General features: G+C 67.5%; 15 protein-coding genes and 2 pseudogenes. 16 read left to right on the forward strand and 1 reads right to left on the reverse strand.

The window, feature by feature from the left end; translation table 11 throughout:
- Positions 1-23: 23 nt before the first annotated feature.
- From MBELCI_RS21520 to queE, 5 genes are all read left to right on the forward strand, one after another.
- Positions 24-464, forward strand: a complete 441-nt coding sequence (locus MBELCI_RS21520; protein ID WP_235047588.1) for a nitrilase-related carbon-nitrogen hydrolase — start codon at positions 24-26, stop codon at positions 462-464.
- Positions 461-2077: an NAD(+) synthase gene (locus MBELCI_RS07265; protein WP_021693530.1), complete on the forward strand. Its 1617-nt coding sequence runs from the start codon at positions 461-463 to the stop codon at positions 2075-2077. Before MBELCI_RS21520 ends, MBELCI_RS07265 begins: the two co-directional genes overlap by 4 nt.
- 92 nt (positions 2078-2169) lie before the next feature.
- Positions 2170-2868 carry a 7-cyano-7-deazaguanine synthase QueC gene (gene queC / locus MBELCI_RS07270; protein ID WP_021693531.1) on the forward strand — a complete coding sequence of 233 codons (699 nt, stop codon included), beginning with the start codon at positions 2170-2172 and terminating at the stop codon, positions 2866-2868.
- Positions 2868-3224, forward strand: coding sequence for a 6-pyruvoyl trahydropterin synthase family protein (locus MBELCI_RS07275; protein ID WP_021693532.1), 357 nt, complete (start codon positions 2868-2870; stop codon positions 3222-3224). Before queC ends, MBELCI_RS07275 begins: the two co-directional genes overlap by 1 nt.
- Complete coding sequence (gene queE, locus MBELCI_RS07280) at positions 3203-3940, forward strand: 7-carboxy-7-deazaguanine synthase QueE (RefSeq protein WP_045319817.1); 738 nt, start codon at positions 3203-3205, stop codon at positions 3938-3940. Before MBELCI_RS07275 ends, queE begins: the two co-directional genes overlap by 22 nt.
- On the opposite strand, the gene MBELCI_RS07285 is transcribed toward queE, so the two are convergent.
- Positions 3937-4599, reverse strand: coding sequence for a DUF8692 domain-containing protein (locus MBELCI_RS07285; protein WP_021693534.1), 663 nt, complete (start codon positions 4597-4599; stop codon positions 3937-3939). The genes queE and MBELCI_RS07285 overlap by 4 nt on opposite strands.
- 159 nt (positions 4600-4758) lie before the next feature.
- On the opposite strand from MBELCI_RS07285, the pseudogene MBELCI_RS07290 reads away from it, so the two are divergent.
- The 11 genes and pseudogenes from MBELCI_RS07290 to MBELCI_RS07335 all read left to right on the forward strand — a co-directional run.
- Positions 4759-5767: pseudogene (locus tag MBELCI_RS07290) on the forward strand (cytochrome c oxidase subunit II).
- A pseudogene (ctaD, locus tag MBELCI_RS07295) lies at positions 5764-8333 on the forward strand (cytochrome c oxidase subunit I). Before MBELCI_RS07290 ends, ctaD begins: the two co-directional pseudogenes overlap by 4 nt.
- A gap of 10 nt (positions 8334-8343) precedes the next feature.
- Positions 8344-8766, forward strand: a complete 423-nt coding sequence (locus MBELCI_RS07300) for a hypothetical protein (RefSeq protein ID WP_021693538.1) — start codon at positions 8344-8346, stop codon at positions 8764-8766.
- The gene (locus tag MBELCI_RS22515; protein WP_021693539.1) at positions 8763-10337 is read left to right on the forward strand and encodes a c-type cytochrome; all 1575 of its coding nucleotides are present in this window, start codon (positions 8763-8765) and stop codon (positions 10335-10337) included. The genes MBELCI_RS07300 and MBELCI_RS22515 overlap by 4 nt, the downstream gene beginning before the upstream one ends.
- Positions 10307-10489 carry a hypothetical protein gene (locus MBELCI_RS21530; RefSeq protein ID WP_500778220.1) on the forward strand — a complete coding sequence of 61 codons (183 nt, stop codon included), beginning with the start codon at positions 10307-10309 and terminating at the stop codon, positions 10487-10489. The genes MBELCI_RS22515 and MBELCI_RS21530 overlap by 31 nt, the downstream gene beginning before the upstream one ends.
- 119 nt (positions 10490-10608) lie before the next feature.
- Positions 10609-10869, forward strand: a complete 261-nt coding sequence (locus tag MBELCI_RS21535) for a hypothetical protein (RefSeq protein ID WP_021693541.1) — start codon at positions 10609-10611, stop codon at positions 10867-10869.
- Positions 10839-11825 (forward strand): ABC transporter substrate-binding protein, encoded by a 987-nt coding sequence (locus MBELCI_RS07315; RefSeq protein ID WP_021693542.1) that lies wholly within the window; start codon positions 10839-10841, stop codon positions 11823-11825. The genes MBELCI_RS21535 and MBELCI_RS07315 overlap by 31 nt, the downstream gene beginning before the upstream one ends.
- A complete protein-coding gene (locus tag MBELCI_RS07320) occupies positions 11797-12657 on the forward strand; it encodes an ABC transporter permease (protein ID WP_045319818.1) in 861 nt (286 codons plus the stop codon). Before MBELCI_RS07315 ends, MBELCI_RS07320 begins: the two co-directional genes overlap by 29 nt.
- Entirely contained in the window at positions 12654-13451 is a 798-nt protein-coding gene (locus tag MBELCI_RS07325; RefSeq protein WP_021693544.1) for an ABC transporter permease, read from the forward strand. Before MBELCI_RS07320 ends, MBELCI_RS07325 begins: the two co-directional genes overlap by 4 nt.
- Positions 13448-14485 carry an ABC transporter ATP-binding protein gene (locus tag MBELCI_RS07330; RefSeq protein ID WP_021693545.1) on the forward strand — a complete coding sequence of 346 codons (1038 nt, stop codon included), beginning with the start codon at positions 13448-13450 and terminating at the stop codon, positions 14483-14485. Before MBELCI_RS07325 ends, MBELCI_RS07330 begins: the two co-directional genes overlap by 4 nt.
- A 107-nt stretch (positions 14486-14592) precedes the next feature.
- The coding region (locus tag MBELCI_RS07335) for a cytochrome c biogenesis CcdA family protein (RefSeq protein ID WP_045319819.1) at positions 14593-15047 on the forward strand (455 nt) is incomplete at its 3' end.

Genomic DNA, 15047 nt, shown 5'->3' on the forward strand with positions numbered 1-15047 from the left:
CACAGGATGACGAGGTGACGATCATGCGCAAGGGGCCAGAAGCCTTTCACTCCCTGCACCGGCACGGGTTCGTCCGCGTCGCCACGGCGACGCCGCGCGTGCGGCCCGCCGACGTATCGTTCAATCGCGATGCGGTGATCGCCGAGGCGCGGCGCGCGCATGACGCCAAGGCCGATCTCGTGGTGTTCCCCGAGCTTTGCGTCTCTTCCTATGCGATCGACGATCTGCACATGCAGACCGCGCTTCTCGACGCGGTCGAGGCGGCGCTGGCCCTGATCGTCGAGGCGAGCGCCAAGCTTGCGCCGGCGCTGCTCGTGGGCGCACCGCTGCGCCATGAGGGGCGGCTCTACAACTGTGCGGTGGTGATCTCGCGCGGGCATATCCTGGGTATCGTTCCCAAGAGCTTCCTGCCGAACTATCGCGAGTCTACGAAAAGCGCTGGTTCGCCGAGGGGCGCGGCGTGACCGACCGCATGATGCGGCTCGGGGGAAAGGAGGTGCCCTTCGGCACCGACCTGATCTTCGAGGCCGAAGATCTGCCGGGGCTGATCTTCCATACCGAGATCTGCGAGGATTTCTGGGCCCCCGTGCCGCCGTCGAGCGCCGCCGCGACCGAGGGCGCGCTGATCCTCACCAACCTCTCGGCCTCGAACATCGTGATCGGCAAATCCGACGACCGCCACGTGCTGTGCCGCAGCCACGGCATGCGCAGCTTCGCGGCCTATGCCTATTCCGCCGCCGGACCCGGTGAGAGCACCACCGATCTGAGCTGGGACGGGCAGGGGGCGATCTACGAGATGGGCGACCTGCTGGCGCAATCGGGGCGCTTCGACGTGGAGCCGGAACTGTGCATGGCCGACGTGGATACGCAGCGGCTCCTCAACGAGCGGATGCGCACCGGCACCTTCAACGATGCGGGCAAGGGGCAGGCTCCGGCCTTCCGGCGCATACGCTTCGCGCATCAGCCGCATTTCGAGGATGCGGGGCTCCTGCGCCCGATCCGCCGCTATCCTTACGTGCCCAACCGCGAAAGCCATCTCGATCTCGATTGCTTCGAGGCATTCAACATCCAGGTCGAGGGGCTGCGGCGCCGGATGGAGTCGATCGGCAACCCCAAGCTGGTGATCGGCATTTCCGGCGGGCTCGACAGCACCCATGCGCTGATCGTGGCCGCCAAGGCCTGCGACCGCTTGGGCCTGCCGCGCGACACGATCCTTGGCTACACCATGCCTGGCTTCGCCACCGGCGACGCGACCAAGTCCAACGCGTGGAAGCTGATGCGCGCGATGGGGGTGCAGGCCGCCGAGATCGATATTCGTCCCGCCGCGCGGCAGATGCTGGGCGACATGGATCACCCGTTTTCGGGCGGCGAGCCGGTCTATGACGTGACCTTCGAGAACGTGCAGGCAGGGCTTCGGACCGATTATTTGTTCAGGCTCGCCAACCAGAATGGTGGCATCGTCGTCGGAACGGGGGATCTGAGCGAATTGGCGCTGGGCTGGTGCACCTATGGCGTCGGCGACCAGATGAGCCATTACAACGTCAATTCCGGCGTGCCCAAGACGCTGATCCAATACCTGATCCGCTGGTCGATCCGTTCGGGCCAGTTCGAGGAGCAGGCCACGACCGACGTGCTGCAGGCGATCCTAGATACCGAGATCTCGCCTGAGTTGGTGCCGCAATCCGAGGAGGAGGAGCTGCAATCGACCGAGGACCGGATCGGGCCCTATGCGCTGCACGATTTTTTCCTGTTCCACATCATGCGCTACGGGCTACCGCCCTCCAAGGTGGCCTTCCTCGCCTGGCATGCGTGGCACGACGCCGGGAAGGGGCTCTGGCCGATCGATTTTCCTGAGGAAAAGCGCAAGGCCTACGACCTGCCCGAGATCCGCAAATGGTTGGAGGTCTTCGTGTCCCGCTTCTTCGGCTTTGCGCAGTTCAAGCGCTCGGCCATGCCGAACGGGCCCAAGGTCTCGGCGGGCGGATCGCTTTCTCCGCGCGGCGACTGGCGCGCGCCGTCGGATGCGAGCGCGGCGGTCTGGCTCGAAGAGTTGCGCGAGAACGTGCCTGAGGGCTGACCTTTTCCGTCCGACCGGGATGCGCTAGAGGGGGCGCCGGAATGGTCCGGGCACCGGTCGCAGCCTACCCGGTCAAAACAAGGACGGATCTGATGAAAACCTATGTAATCTGCTCTGGCGGGCTCGATAGCGTGTCGCTCGCCCACAAGGTCGCCGCCGAGAACGAACTCGCGGGCCTCATCTCCTTCGACTACGGTCAGCGCCATTCCAAGGAGCTGGATTTTGCCCGCGCCGCAGCTGACCGCCTCGATGTGCCGTTCCACCTGATCGACATGCGTTCGATCGGTGCGCATCTGTCGGGCTCGGCGCTTACCGACGATGTCGAGGTGCCCGACGGGCATTACGCCGAAGAGACGATGAAAACGACCGTCGTGCCCAACCGCAACGCGATCATGCTCGCCGTAGCCTTCGGGCTGGCGGCGGCACAGAAGGCCGACGCGGTGGCGACGGCGGTGCATGGCGGCGATCACTTCATCTACCCCGATTGCCGCCCGGCCTTCACCGAAGCTTTCGACGCCATGCAGAAGCAGGCGCTCGATGGGTATGCCGACGTGACGCTCTACACCCCCTTCGTGCGCGAGCCGAAATCCGCGATCGTGACCGAGGGCGCAAAGCACGGCACGCCATTCGCCGAGACGTGGTCGTGCTACAAGGGTGGTGACAAGCATTGCGGCCGCTGTGGCACCTGCGTCGAGCGGCGCGAGGCGTTCCACCTCGCGGGCGTCGAGGACCCGACCGACTATGCCGATCCCGATTTCTGGCTCGAGGCCGTCGCGCGGGGGGCGAAGTGATGTACACGATCACCAAGGAATTCCACTTCTCGGCCTCCCACCAACTCTGCGGCCTGCCGGGCGATCACCCCTGCGCACGACTGCACGGGCACAACTACATCGCCGAGGTGGAGCTTCGGGCCGAGACGCTCGACGAAAACGGCTTCGTGCTCGACTACCGGGCGCTCGATCCACTCAAGCGTTGGATCGACGATCATCTCGATCACCGCCATCTCAACGAGGTCTTCGGCCATGACGGCGTGACCTCCGAGGTGCTGGCCCGTGCGATCTTCGACTGGGCGCGGGCCCGTTGGGATCAGGTGAGCGCGGTGCGCATCTCCGAGACGCCCAAGACATGGGCGGAGTACCGGCCGTGAGCCTTCTGCGCATCTCGGAGATCTTCGGCCCGACGATCCAGGGGGAGGGCGCGCTGATCGGGCAGGCGACGGTCTTCGTGCGGCTTGGCGGCTGCGACTACCGCTGCTCGTGGTGCGACAGTCTGCACGCGGTCGAAAGCGAATACCGCCACACATGGGCCGCGATGGAGACCGAGGCCGTCTGGGAGCGCATCACCGCGCTCTCCGGCGGGCGGCCCCTCACCGTCACCATCTCGGGCGGCAATCCGGCGATCCAGGATTGCGGCCCGCTGATCGAGAGGGGGCGGGCCTCGGGTTACCGCTTCGCACTCGAAACCCAAGGCTCGGTGGCGCGCAACTGGTTTTCGCGGCTGGAGCCGCTGGTGCTCTCTCCCAAGCCGCCGTCATCGGGGGAGACGCCCGACTGGGACCGCTTCGACGACTGCCTGAAGGCGGCGGGCGAGGCCGAGGCGATCCTCAAGATCGTGGTGTTCGACGAGACCGATTACCTCTGGGCCCGCGACGTGGCAGCGTGTTATCCCGCGCTGCCGGTCTATCTCCAGCCGGGCAACCACACCCCGCCGCCGCCCGAGGCCGAGGATGCCGAGATCGACATGGATGGCATCACCGATCGCATGGACTGGCTGGTGAGCCGCACGCTCGCCGATGGCTGGTTCGAGGCGCGCGTGCTGCCGCAGCTGCACGTGCTGATCTGGGGCAACAAGCGCGGCGTCTAGGCCGCGAGGCCCTGTCGCACCCTTATGAACCCGCTCAGGAACGCGGCCTCGGCCAGAAGCTTGACGCTCTCCTCGGCGATCTCGCCCAGATCATGGGCGAGATCGGGCCGGGCGGTGGAAAAGCCCGTAAACAGCACCCAGGCTTCGTCATTGAGCAGCATGTCGAGCGCCACCTGAAGCACCAGAAGCGCCGCGCCGATGCCGAGCCAGCCCAGCATCTGCGGAAAGCGCCGCAGCTCCGAGCGGCAGACCCACATGACACCCGCGCCGATGAACCCGTAGGCAAGGATGATCACGTCGTCCAACCGGTCGGTGAGGGAAGTTTCCTCGATGCCGGCAAGGCGGTGCAGCAGCCGATCGAGGTTCTCGTGGATCTGCGCGAGATCGTCGAGCGCCAGCCAGATGAAGCCCAGCCCGATCGCCACCCAGACGATGCGCGGGTCGCGCCATGACAATCCGGCCCCGTCCCGGCGCAGCCTGCCGATGCGCAGGCTCGTCGCCGCCGTCAGCGCCAGAAGTGCCGCGGAGGTATAGGTGACGATGCCGCTTTCGCGGAACTGGTTGTCGAGATCGCCCAGCGCCAGACCGGCCGCCACGCCCAGCGCGAGGGCGATGCAGGCGATGGCGAAGGCGTGGATGGGGCGGATCAGGTCAAGCATGGGTCATCTTCGAATAAGGGGTGGCGAAGGACACACCGCATGCGCGCCCGACTTTCTCCCGTCGCGTATGTCTTTAACGATGTTGCGAGGTTGACCGCAACGCCGCGCGCACTCTCATTGTCGTGACCCCGGCCGACGGGCCTTTTCCACGGACGATGCATGACCCGCGACCCCCGCGCCCCAAGATCCCTGCCGCCCGGCCTGTCGCGGCTGCTTCTTGCCTCTCCGCTGTTGCTCGCTGCCTGCGAGGGGCGGCAATCGGTGCTTGTCGATGGCGGTGCGGATGCGCGCATCCTGAACGATCTCTTCGTCGTCATGCTGATCGGCGCGGTGGTGCTCTGGTTCGGCATGAACGGGCTGTTCTACTGGGCCACGCGCCGCAGCCCGGCGCCGCATTCGCAAAAGCTCGCCAACTGGCTGGTGATCCTCGGCGGCATCGCTTTTCCGACCGTCACGCTCGGCGCGCTTCTGGTCTATGGCCTCACAATCATGCCCGACCTGCGCGCCACCGGCGACGGGCCGGTGATCCGCGTGACCGGCGAGCAGTGGTGGTGGCGCGTCGAATACGAGCGTGACGACGGCTCGACGGTGACCACCGCCAACGAGATCCGGCTTCCGGCGGGCGTGCGCTCGACCTTCCTTCTCGACAGCAAGAAGGTGATCCATTCCTTCTGGGTGCCGAGCCTCGGTGGCAAGATGGACATGTTTCCCGGCCGGGTGAACGAGATGACCCTCGGCCCCGAACGTCCCGGCATCTATCGCGGCCAATGCGCCGAGTTCTGCGGCGAAAGCCATGCGTGGATGGCCTTCGAGGCCGAGGTGATGGAGCCCGACGCCTTTGCCGCATGGCTCGATGCCGAGGCCGCCGATGCCGCCGCACCCCAAGGCGAGGCCGCCCGGCGCGGTGCCGCGCTGTTCCTGGCCCAAGGCTGCGGCGCTTGCCATGCGGTGCGCGGCACGCCCGCGGTGGGGCGGGTGGGCCCGATCTCACCCATGTCGCTCGCGCCATTCGCTCGCCGCCGGGCGGCTGGGCACCTCTACGGAGGATTTCGCCAAGTGGGTCGCCAACCCCGGCGCGTGGAAGCCCGGCGCCGAGATGCCCGCCTATGACCATCTCACTGACGCGCAGATCGGCGCGATCGCCGCCTATCTCGAGGGCCTCGAATGACCGACCACCACATTCCCGCAGGCGATCTGATGCCCGAGGGGATCTATCCGCCGACCGAAGAGATGCTGAACGAGCCGGTGCCCGAAGAGGTACAGGAGCGGCAGAAGGAAAACTTGCGAAAGGTCTGGAAGACGCCCGAGGGCTGGCGTTACTGGACGGCGGTCAACAACTCCGAAGTGGGGGTGTGGTACACCATGACCGCCTTCACCTTCATGCTGATCGCGGGCGTGATGGCGCTTTTGATGCGGTTGCAGCTTTGGGTGCCCGAGAACGATCTGATCTCGGCCGACATGTTCAACCAACTCTTCACGATGCACGGCTCGGCGATGATGTTCCTCTTCGCGGTGCCGATGTTCGAAGCGATCTCGATCCTGATTCTGCCCGCTTTCCTGGGCGCGCGCGACATGCCGTTCCCGCGGCTCTCGGCCTATGGCTACTGGGCCTTCCTGATCGGCGGTATCTTCGTGATCGGCTCGATCCTGTTTTCGGCCGCGCCCAAGGCGGGCTGGTTCATGTATCCGCCGCTGGCCACGATCGAGCTTGGCATCGGCTCCGACATCTGGCTTCTGGGTCTGTCGTTCATCGAGGTGGCCTCGATCGCCGCCGCAGTGGAGTTGATCGTCGGCGCACTGAAATGCCGACCGCCCGGCATGCGTGTCAACGTCATGCCGCTCTATGCGTGGTACGTGCTGGTGGTCGGCGGCATGATCCTCTTCGCCTTCCCGCCGCTGATCGCGGGCGATTTCCTGTTCGAGTTGGAGCGCTCTTTCGACTGGCCTTTCTTCGATCACACGCGCGGCGGCGACCCGATGCTGTGGCAGCACCTGTTCTGGATTTTCGGCCATCCGGAGGTCTACATCATCTTCCTGCCCTCCATCGCCATCGCGGCGATGATCGTGCCCACGGTCGCGCGGCGACCGATCCTTGGCTATTCGTGGATCGTGCTGTCGGCGGTGGGGACGGGGTTCCTGAGCTTCGGGCTCTGGGTGCACCACATGTTCACCACCGGCCTGCCGAATATCAGCCTCGGTTTCTTCTCGGCCGCCTCCGAAGCCGTCGTCATCCCCACCGGGATCCAGCTTTTCGCCTTTGTCGCCACGCTGATCGCGGGGCGGGTGAAGATGACGCTGCCTATGCTGTGGATCGCGGGGGCGCTGGCGATCTTCACCGCCGGTGGCCTGACCGGCGTGATGGTCGCCGTCGCGCCCTTCGACTGGCAGGTGCACGACACCTACTTCATCGTGGCGCACCTGCATTACACGCTGTTCGGCGGCATGGTGTTTCCGGTGATCGCGGGGGTCTATTACTTCTTCCCGTTCTTCCGGAAAAAGATGCTGTCCGAGAAGCTCGGGCGCTGGGCCTTCTGGCTGATCTTCACCGGCTTCAACATCACCTTCCTGCCCATGCACCTCACCGGGCTTCTGGGGATGCCGCGCCGGGTCTACACCTACCCGCAGGGGCTCGGCATCGACTGGCTCAACCAGATCTCGACCGTGGGGTCGTTCATCGTCGCCGCGGGCTTCGCGGTCTTCGCATGGGACATTGTGCGCCCCAAGAAGGACCAGCCGCAGATCGAGCGTAACCCGTGGGGCGGCGGCACGTTGGAGTGGAGCCACGAGGTCCCCGAGACAAAGTGGGGCGTCCGCTCGATCCCGCACATCACCTCGCGCTACCCGCTCTGGGACCAGCCCAAGCTCGTGGAGCGCATGGATGCCGGGCGCTACTACCTTCCCGATGCCGAGGAGGGCCTGCGCGAGACCATCGTGACCAGCGTGATCGACGCGCGGCCCATTCAGGTGCAGCGGGTCACGGGACCGGCCTATGTCACCATCTGGGCCGCAGTCTTCACCGGCGGCGCCTTCATCCTTCCGACCTTCCACATCTATGGTCCGGCCATCGTCTCGGCGGCCTTCGCGGTGGTCTGCATCCTCTACTGGCTCTGGACCTCGACCGCGCGGCCGCCCGAGAAGGACATGAAGGATGTCGGCCTCGGCCTGAGCCTGCGACCTATGCGGCGGGCCCGCAGGCGGTGGGCTGGTGGGCGGTCTGGATCACCATGCTGGGCGATTCCACGGCCTTTGCAAGCCTCGTCTTCGGCGTGTTCTTCTACTGGACCTCGAACACCGCCTTCCCGCCGCCGGGGGCCGAGCATGCGAGCGGTTATCTCGTGGCGCTGGCCACGGCGGCCTTCGCGGCGTCATGGGCGCTGACGCGCGGCGCGCGGAGCCTCAACCGGGCCGGGCGCGTCGGGCTGGCGCGCGGCGCTCTGGCGCTGGCGCCTGTGCTGACGCTGGCGGGGATGGGCGGCTTCGTGCTGTCGGTCATGGATCTCGATCCGACGGCGCATGTCTATCCGGCGATGATGTGGGCGCTGATGGTCTGGGTCGTGGCGCATGGGCTTCTTGCCACGATCATGCAGCTCTACTGCCTCGCCGGGTCGCTCTTCGGCAAGCTCACCCCGCGCTACGACGCGGATCTGTGGAACGTCACGCTGTTCTGGCACTTCATGGGCCTCACCGCGTTGGTGACCGGCGCGATGATGGGCCTCGTGCCCCGGTTGATGTGAGGAGGGCGGCATGAGCAGCAACCACCACGACCGGCCATCGCACTCGCGGCAGGACGAGCACGAGTTCGGCGAGGAGCGCGAGAGCCTATGGCGCATCGCCTTCGCGCCGACCATCTGGGCGTTCCATTTCGCGATCAGCTATGCCGCCGTCTCGGTCTATTGCTTCAAGTTCGAACCCGTGGCCTCGATGGGTGTTCTGCGCGCGGGGCTGATCGCGATGACGCTGGCGATGCTCGCCGCGATCGCGTGGATCGGCTGGCGCGCCTATCTGCGCTGGGATGTGCGCGGCACCGGTGAATTTTCGAACCCCGAGGGCAGCGCCGAGGACCGGCACCAGTTCCTCGGCCATGCGGGCTTTCTGCTGGCGGTCGTGTCGTTCATCGGCGTCGTCTACGACACGCTGCCACTGATCGTGCTGGGAACCTGCCGGTGAAGCCGGTGCCGCTGATCCTCGGGACCGGGCTGCTGGCGGCGATCTGGGTCGCGCCGCTGTCGATGTGGCTCGGCTCGGCCTTCGCGGGGCATATGTTGCGGCACATGACCATCGTGGCGCTGGCAGCACCGCTTCTGGTCATCGGCTGGCCCGCGCTGGGTCGGGCCATGGCACTGGGTCCGCTCGCCGCCGCAGCTCTCGAATTCGCGGTGGTCTGGGCGTGGCATTTGCCGCGCGCGCATGGGCTGGCCTATGGCGCGGGGGGGTGGTTCGTGGCCGAGCAGGCGAGCTTCCTGCTCGCGGGGCTGCTGGTCTGGTCGGGCTGCCTGCGCGCGGGCCATCCGCTCGCCGGGGCGGGGGGGCTTTTGCTCACATCGATGCACATGACGCTTCTGGGCGCGCTCTTGATCCTCGCGCCGCGCGATCTCTATGCGGCGTGGTGCGGGTTGATGCCGAACCTGTCGGGCCAGCAGGCTGGGCGGGATGATCATGCTCGGCATCGGCACGCCGGTCTATCTCGTGGCGGGGCTGTGGCTCACCTCCCGCGCGGTGAAGGAAAAGGAGGCCGCGGCATGAAGCAGCGGACGAGAACGGTTCTTTACACGCTGGGCGCGCTCGCCGTGGCGGGGGCGGTGGCGGGCGGCGCCACCATCGCCTTCGGGCTCTACAACGTGTCGGCGCGGGCGGGGCACCTGCCGCCCACCTACTGGGCGCTGCACACGACCTATCGCAATGCGGTCGATCTCTATTCCGGCGCCCCCGAGACGCCCGCCCCGAACCTTGACGACCCGGCGCTGATCGAACTGGGTGCGCGGCATTTCGAGACGGCCTGCGCCATGTGTCATGCGGTGCCGGGGCGCGAGCGCACGGCCACCATGCGCGGCATGAACCCCGAGCCGCCGCACATCACCGAGGCCGTGGGCACATGGAGCCAGGAGGAGCTGCACTGGATCGTCTACGAGGGCGTGAAGATGTCCGGCATGCCGCAATGGCCCTCATCGCGCGAGGATGACGTCTGGGCCGCCGTGGCCTATCTGCGCGCGATCCAGAACGGCGCCATCACGCCCGGGCGGCAGGCCGAGATCACCGCGCGCGAGGCGCTGGACGCCCCCGAAGGTGCGGGGTGGTGCGCGGGCTGCCATGGGGAAACGGAGGCGCATGTGCCCCGGCTCGACATCTTCGAGGCCGATTACATCGAGGCTGCCCTCATCGCCTACCGCGAGGGGCGGCGCGAAAGCGGCATCATGCAGCACGCGGCCTCGGAGATGTCGCCCGATGAATTGCGCGCGCTGGCCGAATGGTTCGCCGGGCACGAGGCGGAGCCGAAGACAACCGGTGCCGCCGCGCCCGAGACGCTGACGCTCGGCGAAGAGCTGGCGCGCGCGGCAGCGACGACGTGCCGGCCTGCACCGCCTGCCATGGGCCGGGGCCGCGCGATCTCGCGGGTTTCGGCGGCGAGGATCTGGAGGGGAGGTTCCCGCCGCTGGCCGGGCAGGACGAGGCCTATCTCATCACGCAGCTGCGGCTCTGGCGCGACGGGGTGCGCGGTGGGACCGAGGCTTACAATCTGATGCGCGTCGCGGCGCAGGAACTGGAGGAGGAGGAAATCGAGGCGCTGGCCGCGTGGTATGCCGCGCTCGACCCCGAGACCGGGGAGATCGCCGGGGCCGGCGAGGCTCCGCGCCGCCGGATCAACCCGATGCGCCTGTCCGCCGACCACTGAAACCTTTCGATGTTGCAAGGGACTGACATATTGGTGTGTTGCGCCATCACCGCCGCAAGGGCAAACCCCGGGCAGGGAGACCGGGCGGCACGACCCGGCGGCATCGACGGGAGAACGGCATGAAGCGGATGATGGCAGGGCTTGGCGGCGCGCTGATCCTCGCGGGCGGAATGGCCCATGCGCAGGAGGGCGATGCGCTGCTCGAAATGAGCTGGGACGAGATCGTCGAGACGGCGCGCGGCGGCGAGGTCAACGTCTTCATGTGGGGCGGGGCCGACAACATCAACGCCTATGTCTCGGACTACATCGGCGCCTGCTCGAAGACGAGTACGACATCACGCTCAACCGTGTGCCTCTCTCCGACACCGCCGAGGCGGTGAACATCGTTCTGGGCGAGGTCGAGGCGGGCGCGACGACGGGCGCGGTCGACATGATCTGGATCAACGGCGAGAATTTCCGCACCATGAAGCAGGGCGACCTGGCCTGGTGCGGCTATGTCGAGAAGCTGCCCAATGCGGAACTTGTCAACTTCGACAACCCCGCCATCGCCAATGATTTCGGCACGCCTGTAGAGGGCTGCGAGGTGCCGTGGAGCCGGGTGCAGTTCGCCTTTGCCCACGACACCGCGCGCACCGACGCGCCGCCACGCTCGATCCCCGAACTGCTCGACTGGATCGCGGCCAATCCGGGCCGGTTCACCTATCCCGCGCCGCCCGATTTCACCGGCGCGGCCTTCGTGCGCCACGTCTTCACCCATGTGGCGGGCGGGCCGGACGCGCTGATCGGCCCCTTCGATCAGGCCAGGTTCGACGAGGTGGCCGATGAGACATGGGAGATCCTGAACGGGATCGAGCCGCATCTGTGGCGCGAGGGCACGACCTACCCGACTTCGATCACCCAGCTTCAGCAGATGTTCGCCAATCAGGAGGTGGACCTTTTCTTCACCTACGACCCGGCCGAGGTCGGCACCGCGGTGGTGAACGGCATTTTCCCCGAAACCGCGCGCTCCTACGGGCTGCGTGACGGCACGCTGGCCAACACCAACTACATGGTGATCCCGGTCAACGCCGCAAACAAGGCCGCCGCCATGGTGACGCAGAACCTGCTGCTCTCGGGCGAGGCGCAGCTTGAAAAGGCGCAGGCCGAAGTCTGGGGTGCTGCCACGGTGATCGAGCCGGATCGCGCGTCGGACGAGGTGCAGGCGGGCTTTGCCGCGCTTGAGCGGCATCCTTCGGTCGTGTCGATCGAGGAGTTGGGTCAGGCGGCGCTGCCGGAGCTGCAGGCCGACTGGACCTCGGCGATCGAGGATGGCTGGATCGACAACGTCGGCAATTGAGGTGATCGGGCGCGGGCATCCATGGCTGTCGCTCGCGCCCGCGCTTTGCGTGATCGCGGTGCTGTTCGGCGGCGGCCTCGTGCTGGGTCTCGCGGGCTCCTTCGGCATGGGGCGCGGGGATGCCGGCCTAGACGCGTGGATCGCCGTGCTGTCGGAGGGGCGGGTCTGGCGTTCGCTCGGGCTGTCGCTGTGGATCGCCTTCGCTTCGACCGCGCTTTCCTGTGTCATCGGGCTGGGGGCCGCGTTGCTGCTGCGCCGCCGCTTTCCGGGGCAGGGGATGGCGCGGCTGCTGTTCCAGATCAACCTCACCATCCCTCACGCCGTGGGCGCGCTGGGCATCCTGTGGCTCCTGTCGCAATCGGGTTTCCTCGCGCGGCTCTCGGCGGGCGCCGGGCTGATCGACGGCCCCGCCGGATTTCCGGCGCTGACGCAGGACCGCTTCGCCATCGGCATCATCGCCCACTACGTCTGGAAAGAGGTGCCCTTCATCGGGCTGATCCTCTTGGCCAACATGCAAAGTCTGGGCGACGACCCCGAAAGCGCCGCGCGGAGCCTGGGGGCTTCGCCCTTCGGGGCGATGCGGCTGGTGCTGCTGCCGCTGCTGCGGCCCGCGCTGATCCGCGCCGGAGCCATCGTCTTCGCCTTTTCCTTTGGCGCATGGGAGGTGCCGGTGCTCTTGGGTCAGAGCGCGCCGACGGCGCTGCCGGTGCTGGCCTGGCAGCGTTTCACCGACCCCGACCTCGCCGCGCGCCCCGAGGCGATGGCGATTGCGATGCTGATCGGGCTGGTCTCGGCGGTGCTGATCCGCGCCGCCTTTGCGAGGCGGGAATGAGCACGCGGGCGCGGGTCGCGCTCGGCCTCGTGCTGATCGTGGCGCTGATCGCGCCGCTGCTGCCGCTGGCGCTGTGGTCGGTGGCACGCGGCTGGTTCTTTCCGCAGATCCTGCCCGCCAACTGGACCTTCGCACCATGGATGCAGGCCTTTGCGCCGCGCTCGGAGATCCCCGGCGCGCTCGTGTCCACGACACTGATCGCGCTGGCCGCCTCGGCGCTGGCGCTGGGCTTGGGCATCCCGGCGGGCCGGGCGCTAGGGCTCTACCGGTTTCGCGGCAAGGTGCTGGTGGAACTCGCGCTGCTCGCCCCGGTGATCGTGCCGGGCATCGCGGTTGGGCTCGGCATCCACGGCGTGTTCCTGCGGCTGGGGCTGACCAACTCCGCGCTGGGCGTGGTGCTGGTGCATCTGGTGCCGACGCTGCCTTACGTAATCTTCGTGATGTCGGGGGTTTTTGCCAATTACGACGCCGAGGCCGAGGCACAGGCGCGCAGTCTGGGTGCGCGGCCCCTGCAGGTGCTGTGGCACGTCATGCTGCCCGCCATCGCGCCCGGCATCGTCGTGGCCGGGCTCTTCGCCTTTCTCGTGTCGTGGTCGCAATACATCCTTACGCTGACCATCGGCGGCGGCCGGGTGGTGACGCTGCCCTTGCTGCTCTATGCGCAGGCGGGCGCGGGGCGCAACGATCAGGCCGGTGTGCTCGCGATGCTGAGCCTCGCGCCCGGCCTCGTGATCCTCGCCCTCGTGGCGCGACAGCTCACGGGGCGCGGCATGGCCATTGGAGGGACGCGGTGACGCGATTGACGCTGAACGATCTGCACCTGCGCCATCCGGGCGCGGAGCGTGCGGCGCTCGATGCGCTCTCGCTTGAGGTGGCGGACGGCGAGATGCTGGCGCTGCTCGGCCCTTCGGGCTGTGGCAAGACCACGGCGCTGCGCGTCATCGCCGGGCTGATCGCGCCCGATGCGGGCGAGGTCCGCTTCGACGGGACGTCGGTGCTGCACCTGCCGCCCGAGCGGCGCGAGGCGGTGCTGGTGTTCCAGTCGGGGCAGCTTTTCGCGCATATGGACGTGACCGCCAATGTCGGCTTCGGTCTGCGCATGCAGCGCCGCCCGAAACGCGAGATCGCGATGCGTGTGGCCGAGGCGCTCGAACAGGTGCAGCTCGAAAGGTTGGGCCACCGTCGCCCGCACGAACTGTCGGGCGGGCAGCGGCAGCGGGTGGCGCTGGCCCGCGCGCTGGTCCTGAAGCCCGGCCTCTTGCTGCTCGACGAGCCGCTCTCCTCGCTCGACGCGCATCTGCGCGGCGAGATGCGCGCGCTGATCGGGCGGCTGCAGCGCGAGACCGGGATCACCACGCTGGTCGTCACCCATGATCAGGAGGAGGCGGCCGTGCTGGGCGACCGGGTCGCCTTGATGCTAGGCGGGCGGATCCACCAGATCGGCACGGGTGCCGCGCTGTGGAACCGGCCCGCCGATCTGGAGGTGGCGCGCTTTTTCGGCGGCTGCAACTTCATTCCCGGTCGCTCCTCGGAAGGCGTCTTCGACTGCGCGCTGGGACGGCTCGCGCTGCCCGAGGCCGCACCCGAGGGCGAGGGCTGCCTGACGCTCCGCCCCGAGGCGATCGAGCCGGGCGAGGGCGAAAACGCGGTGACCCTGCGGGTGATCGAGACCCGCTTCGAAGGGCTGCTGACCCGGATCACCGCCGAAGGCTCGGGGCTCCGGCTCGAGGCGCTTATGCGCGCGGGGGCCGCGCGCGGCGCCACGCCGGGGCAGGACATCCGCTGGCGGCTCCCGCGAGAGGCGCTGTGGGTTCTGCCCGGCGTCTGAACCTTCCCGCGCGGGGCCGACACAATGTCGCACGACCACGTGAGAGCGGCGCTGGTGACGCCCTGTCCGGCGACTGATACCCTCCTGCGATCAAAGGAGTCTGCCCCATGTTCTCAGCCGAGATGATCCTCGACGCGACATTGCTGCCCGCGATGATGATCGCGCTCACGGCGGGGCTCTTGTCCTTTCTGAGCCCTTGCGTGCTGCCGATCGTGCCGCCGTACCTCGCCTATATGGGCGGCGTATCGGTCACCGATCTCTCGGCCCCCAAGAGCGACCGCAGGCGGGTGATGACGGCGGCGCTGTTTTTCGTTCTCGGCCTTTCGACGGTGTTCCTGCTTCTCGGCGTCGCCTTTTCGGCGCTGGGGCGGGCCTTTTTGCAGTTTCAGGACTGGTTCAACGTCATCGCCGGGGTCACCATCATGATCTTCGGCGCGCATTTCACCGGCGTCATTCGCATCCCCTTTCTAGACCGCGAGGCGCGGATCTCGGGTGGCGACCGTGGCGGGTCGGCCTTCGGGGCCTATGTGCTGGGCCTCGCCTTCGCCTTCGGCTGGACGCC

It is taken from the genome of Limimaricola cinnabarinus LL-001 (assembly GCF_000466965.1).
GTDB lineage: Bacteria > Pseudomonadota > Alphaproteobacteria > Rhodobacterales > Rhodobacteraceae > Limimaricola > Limimaricola cinnabarinus.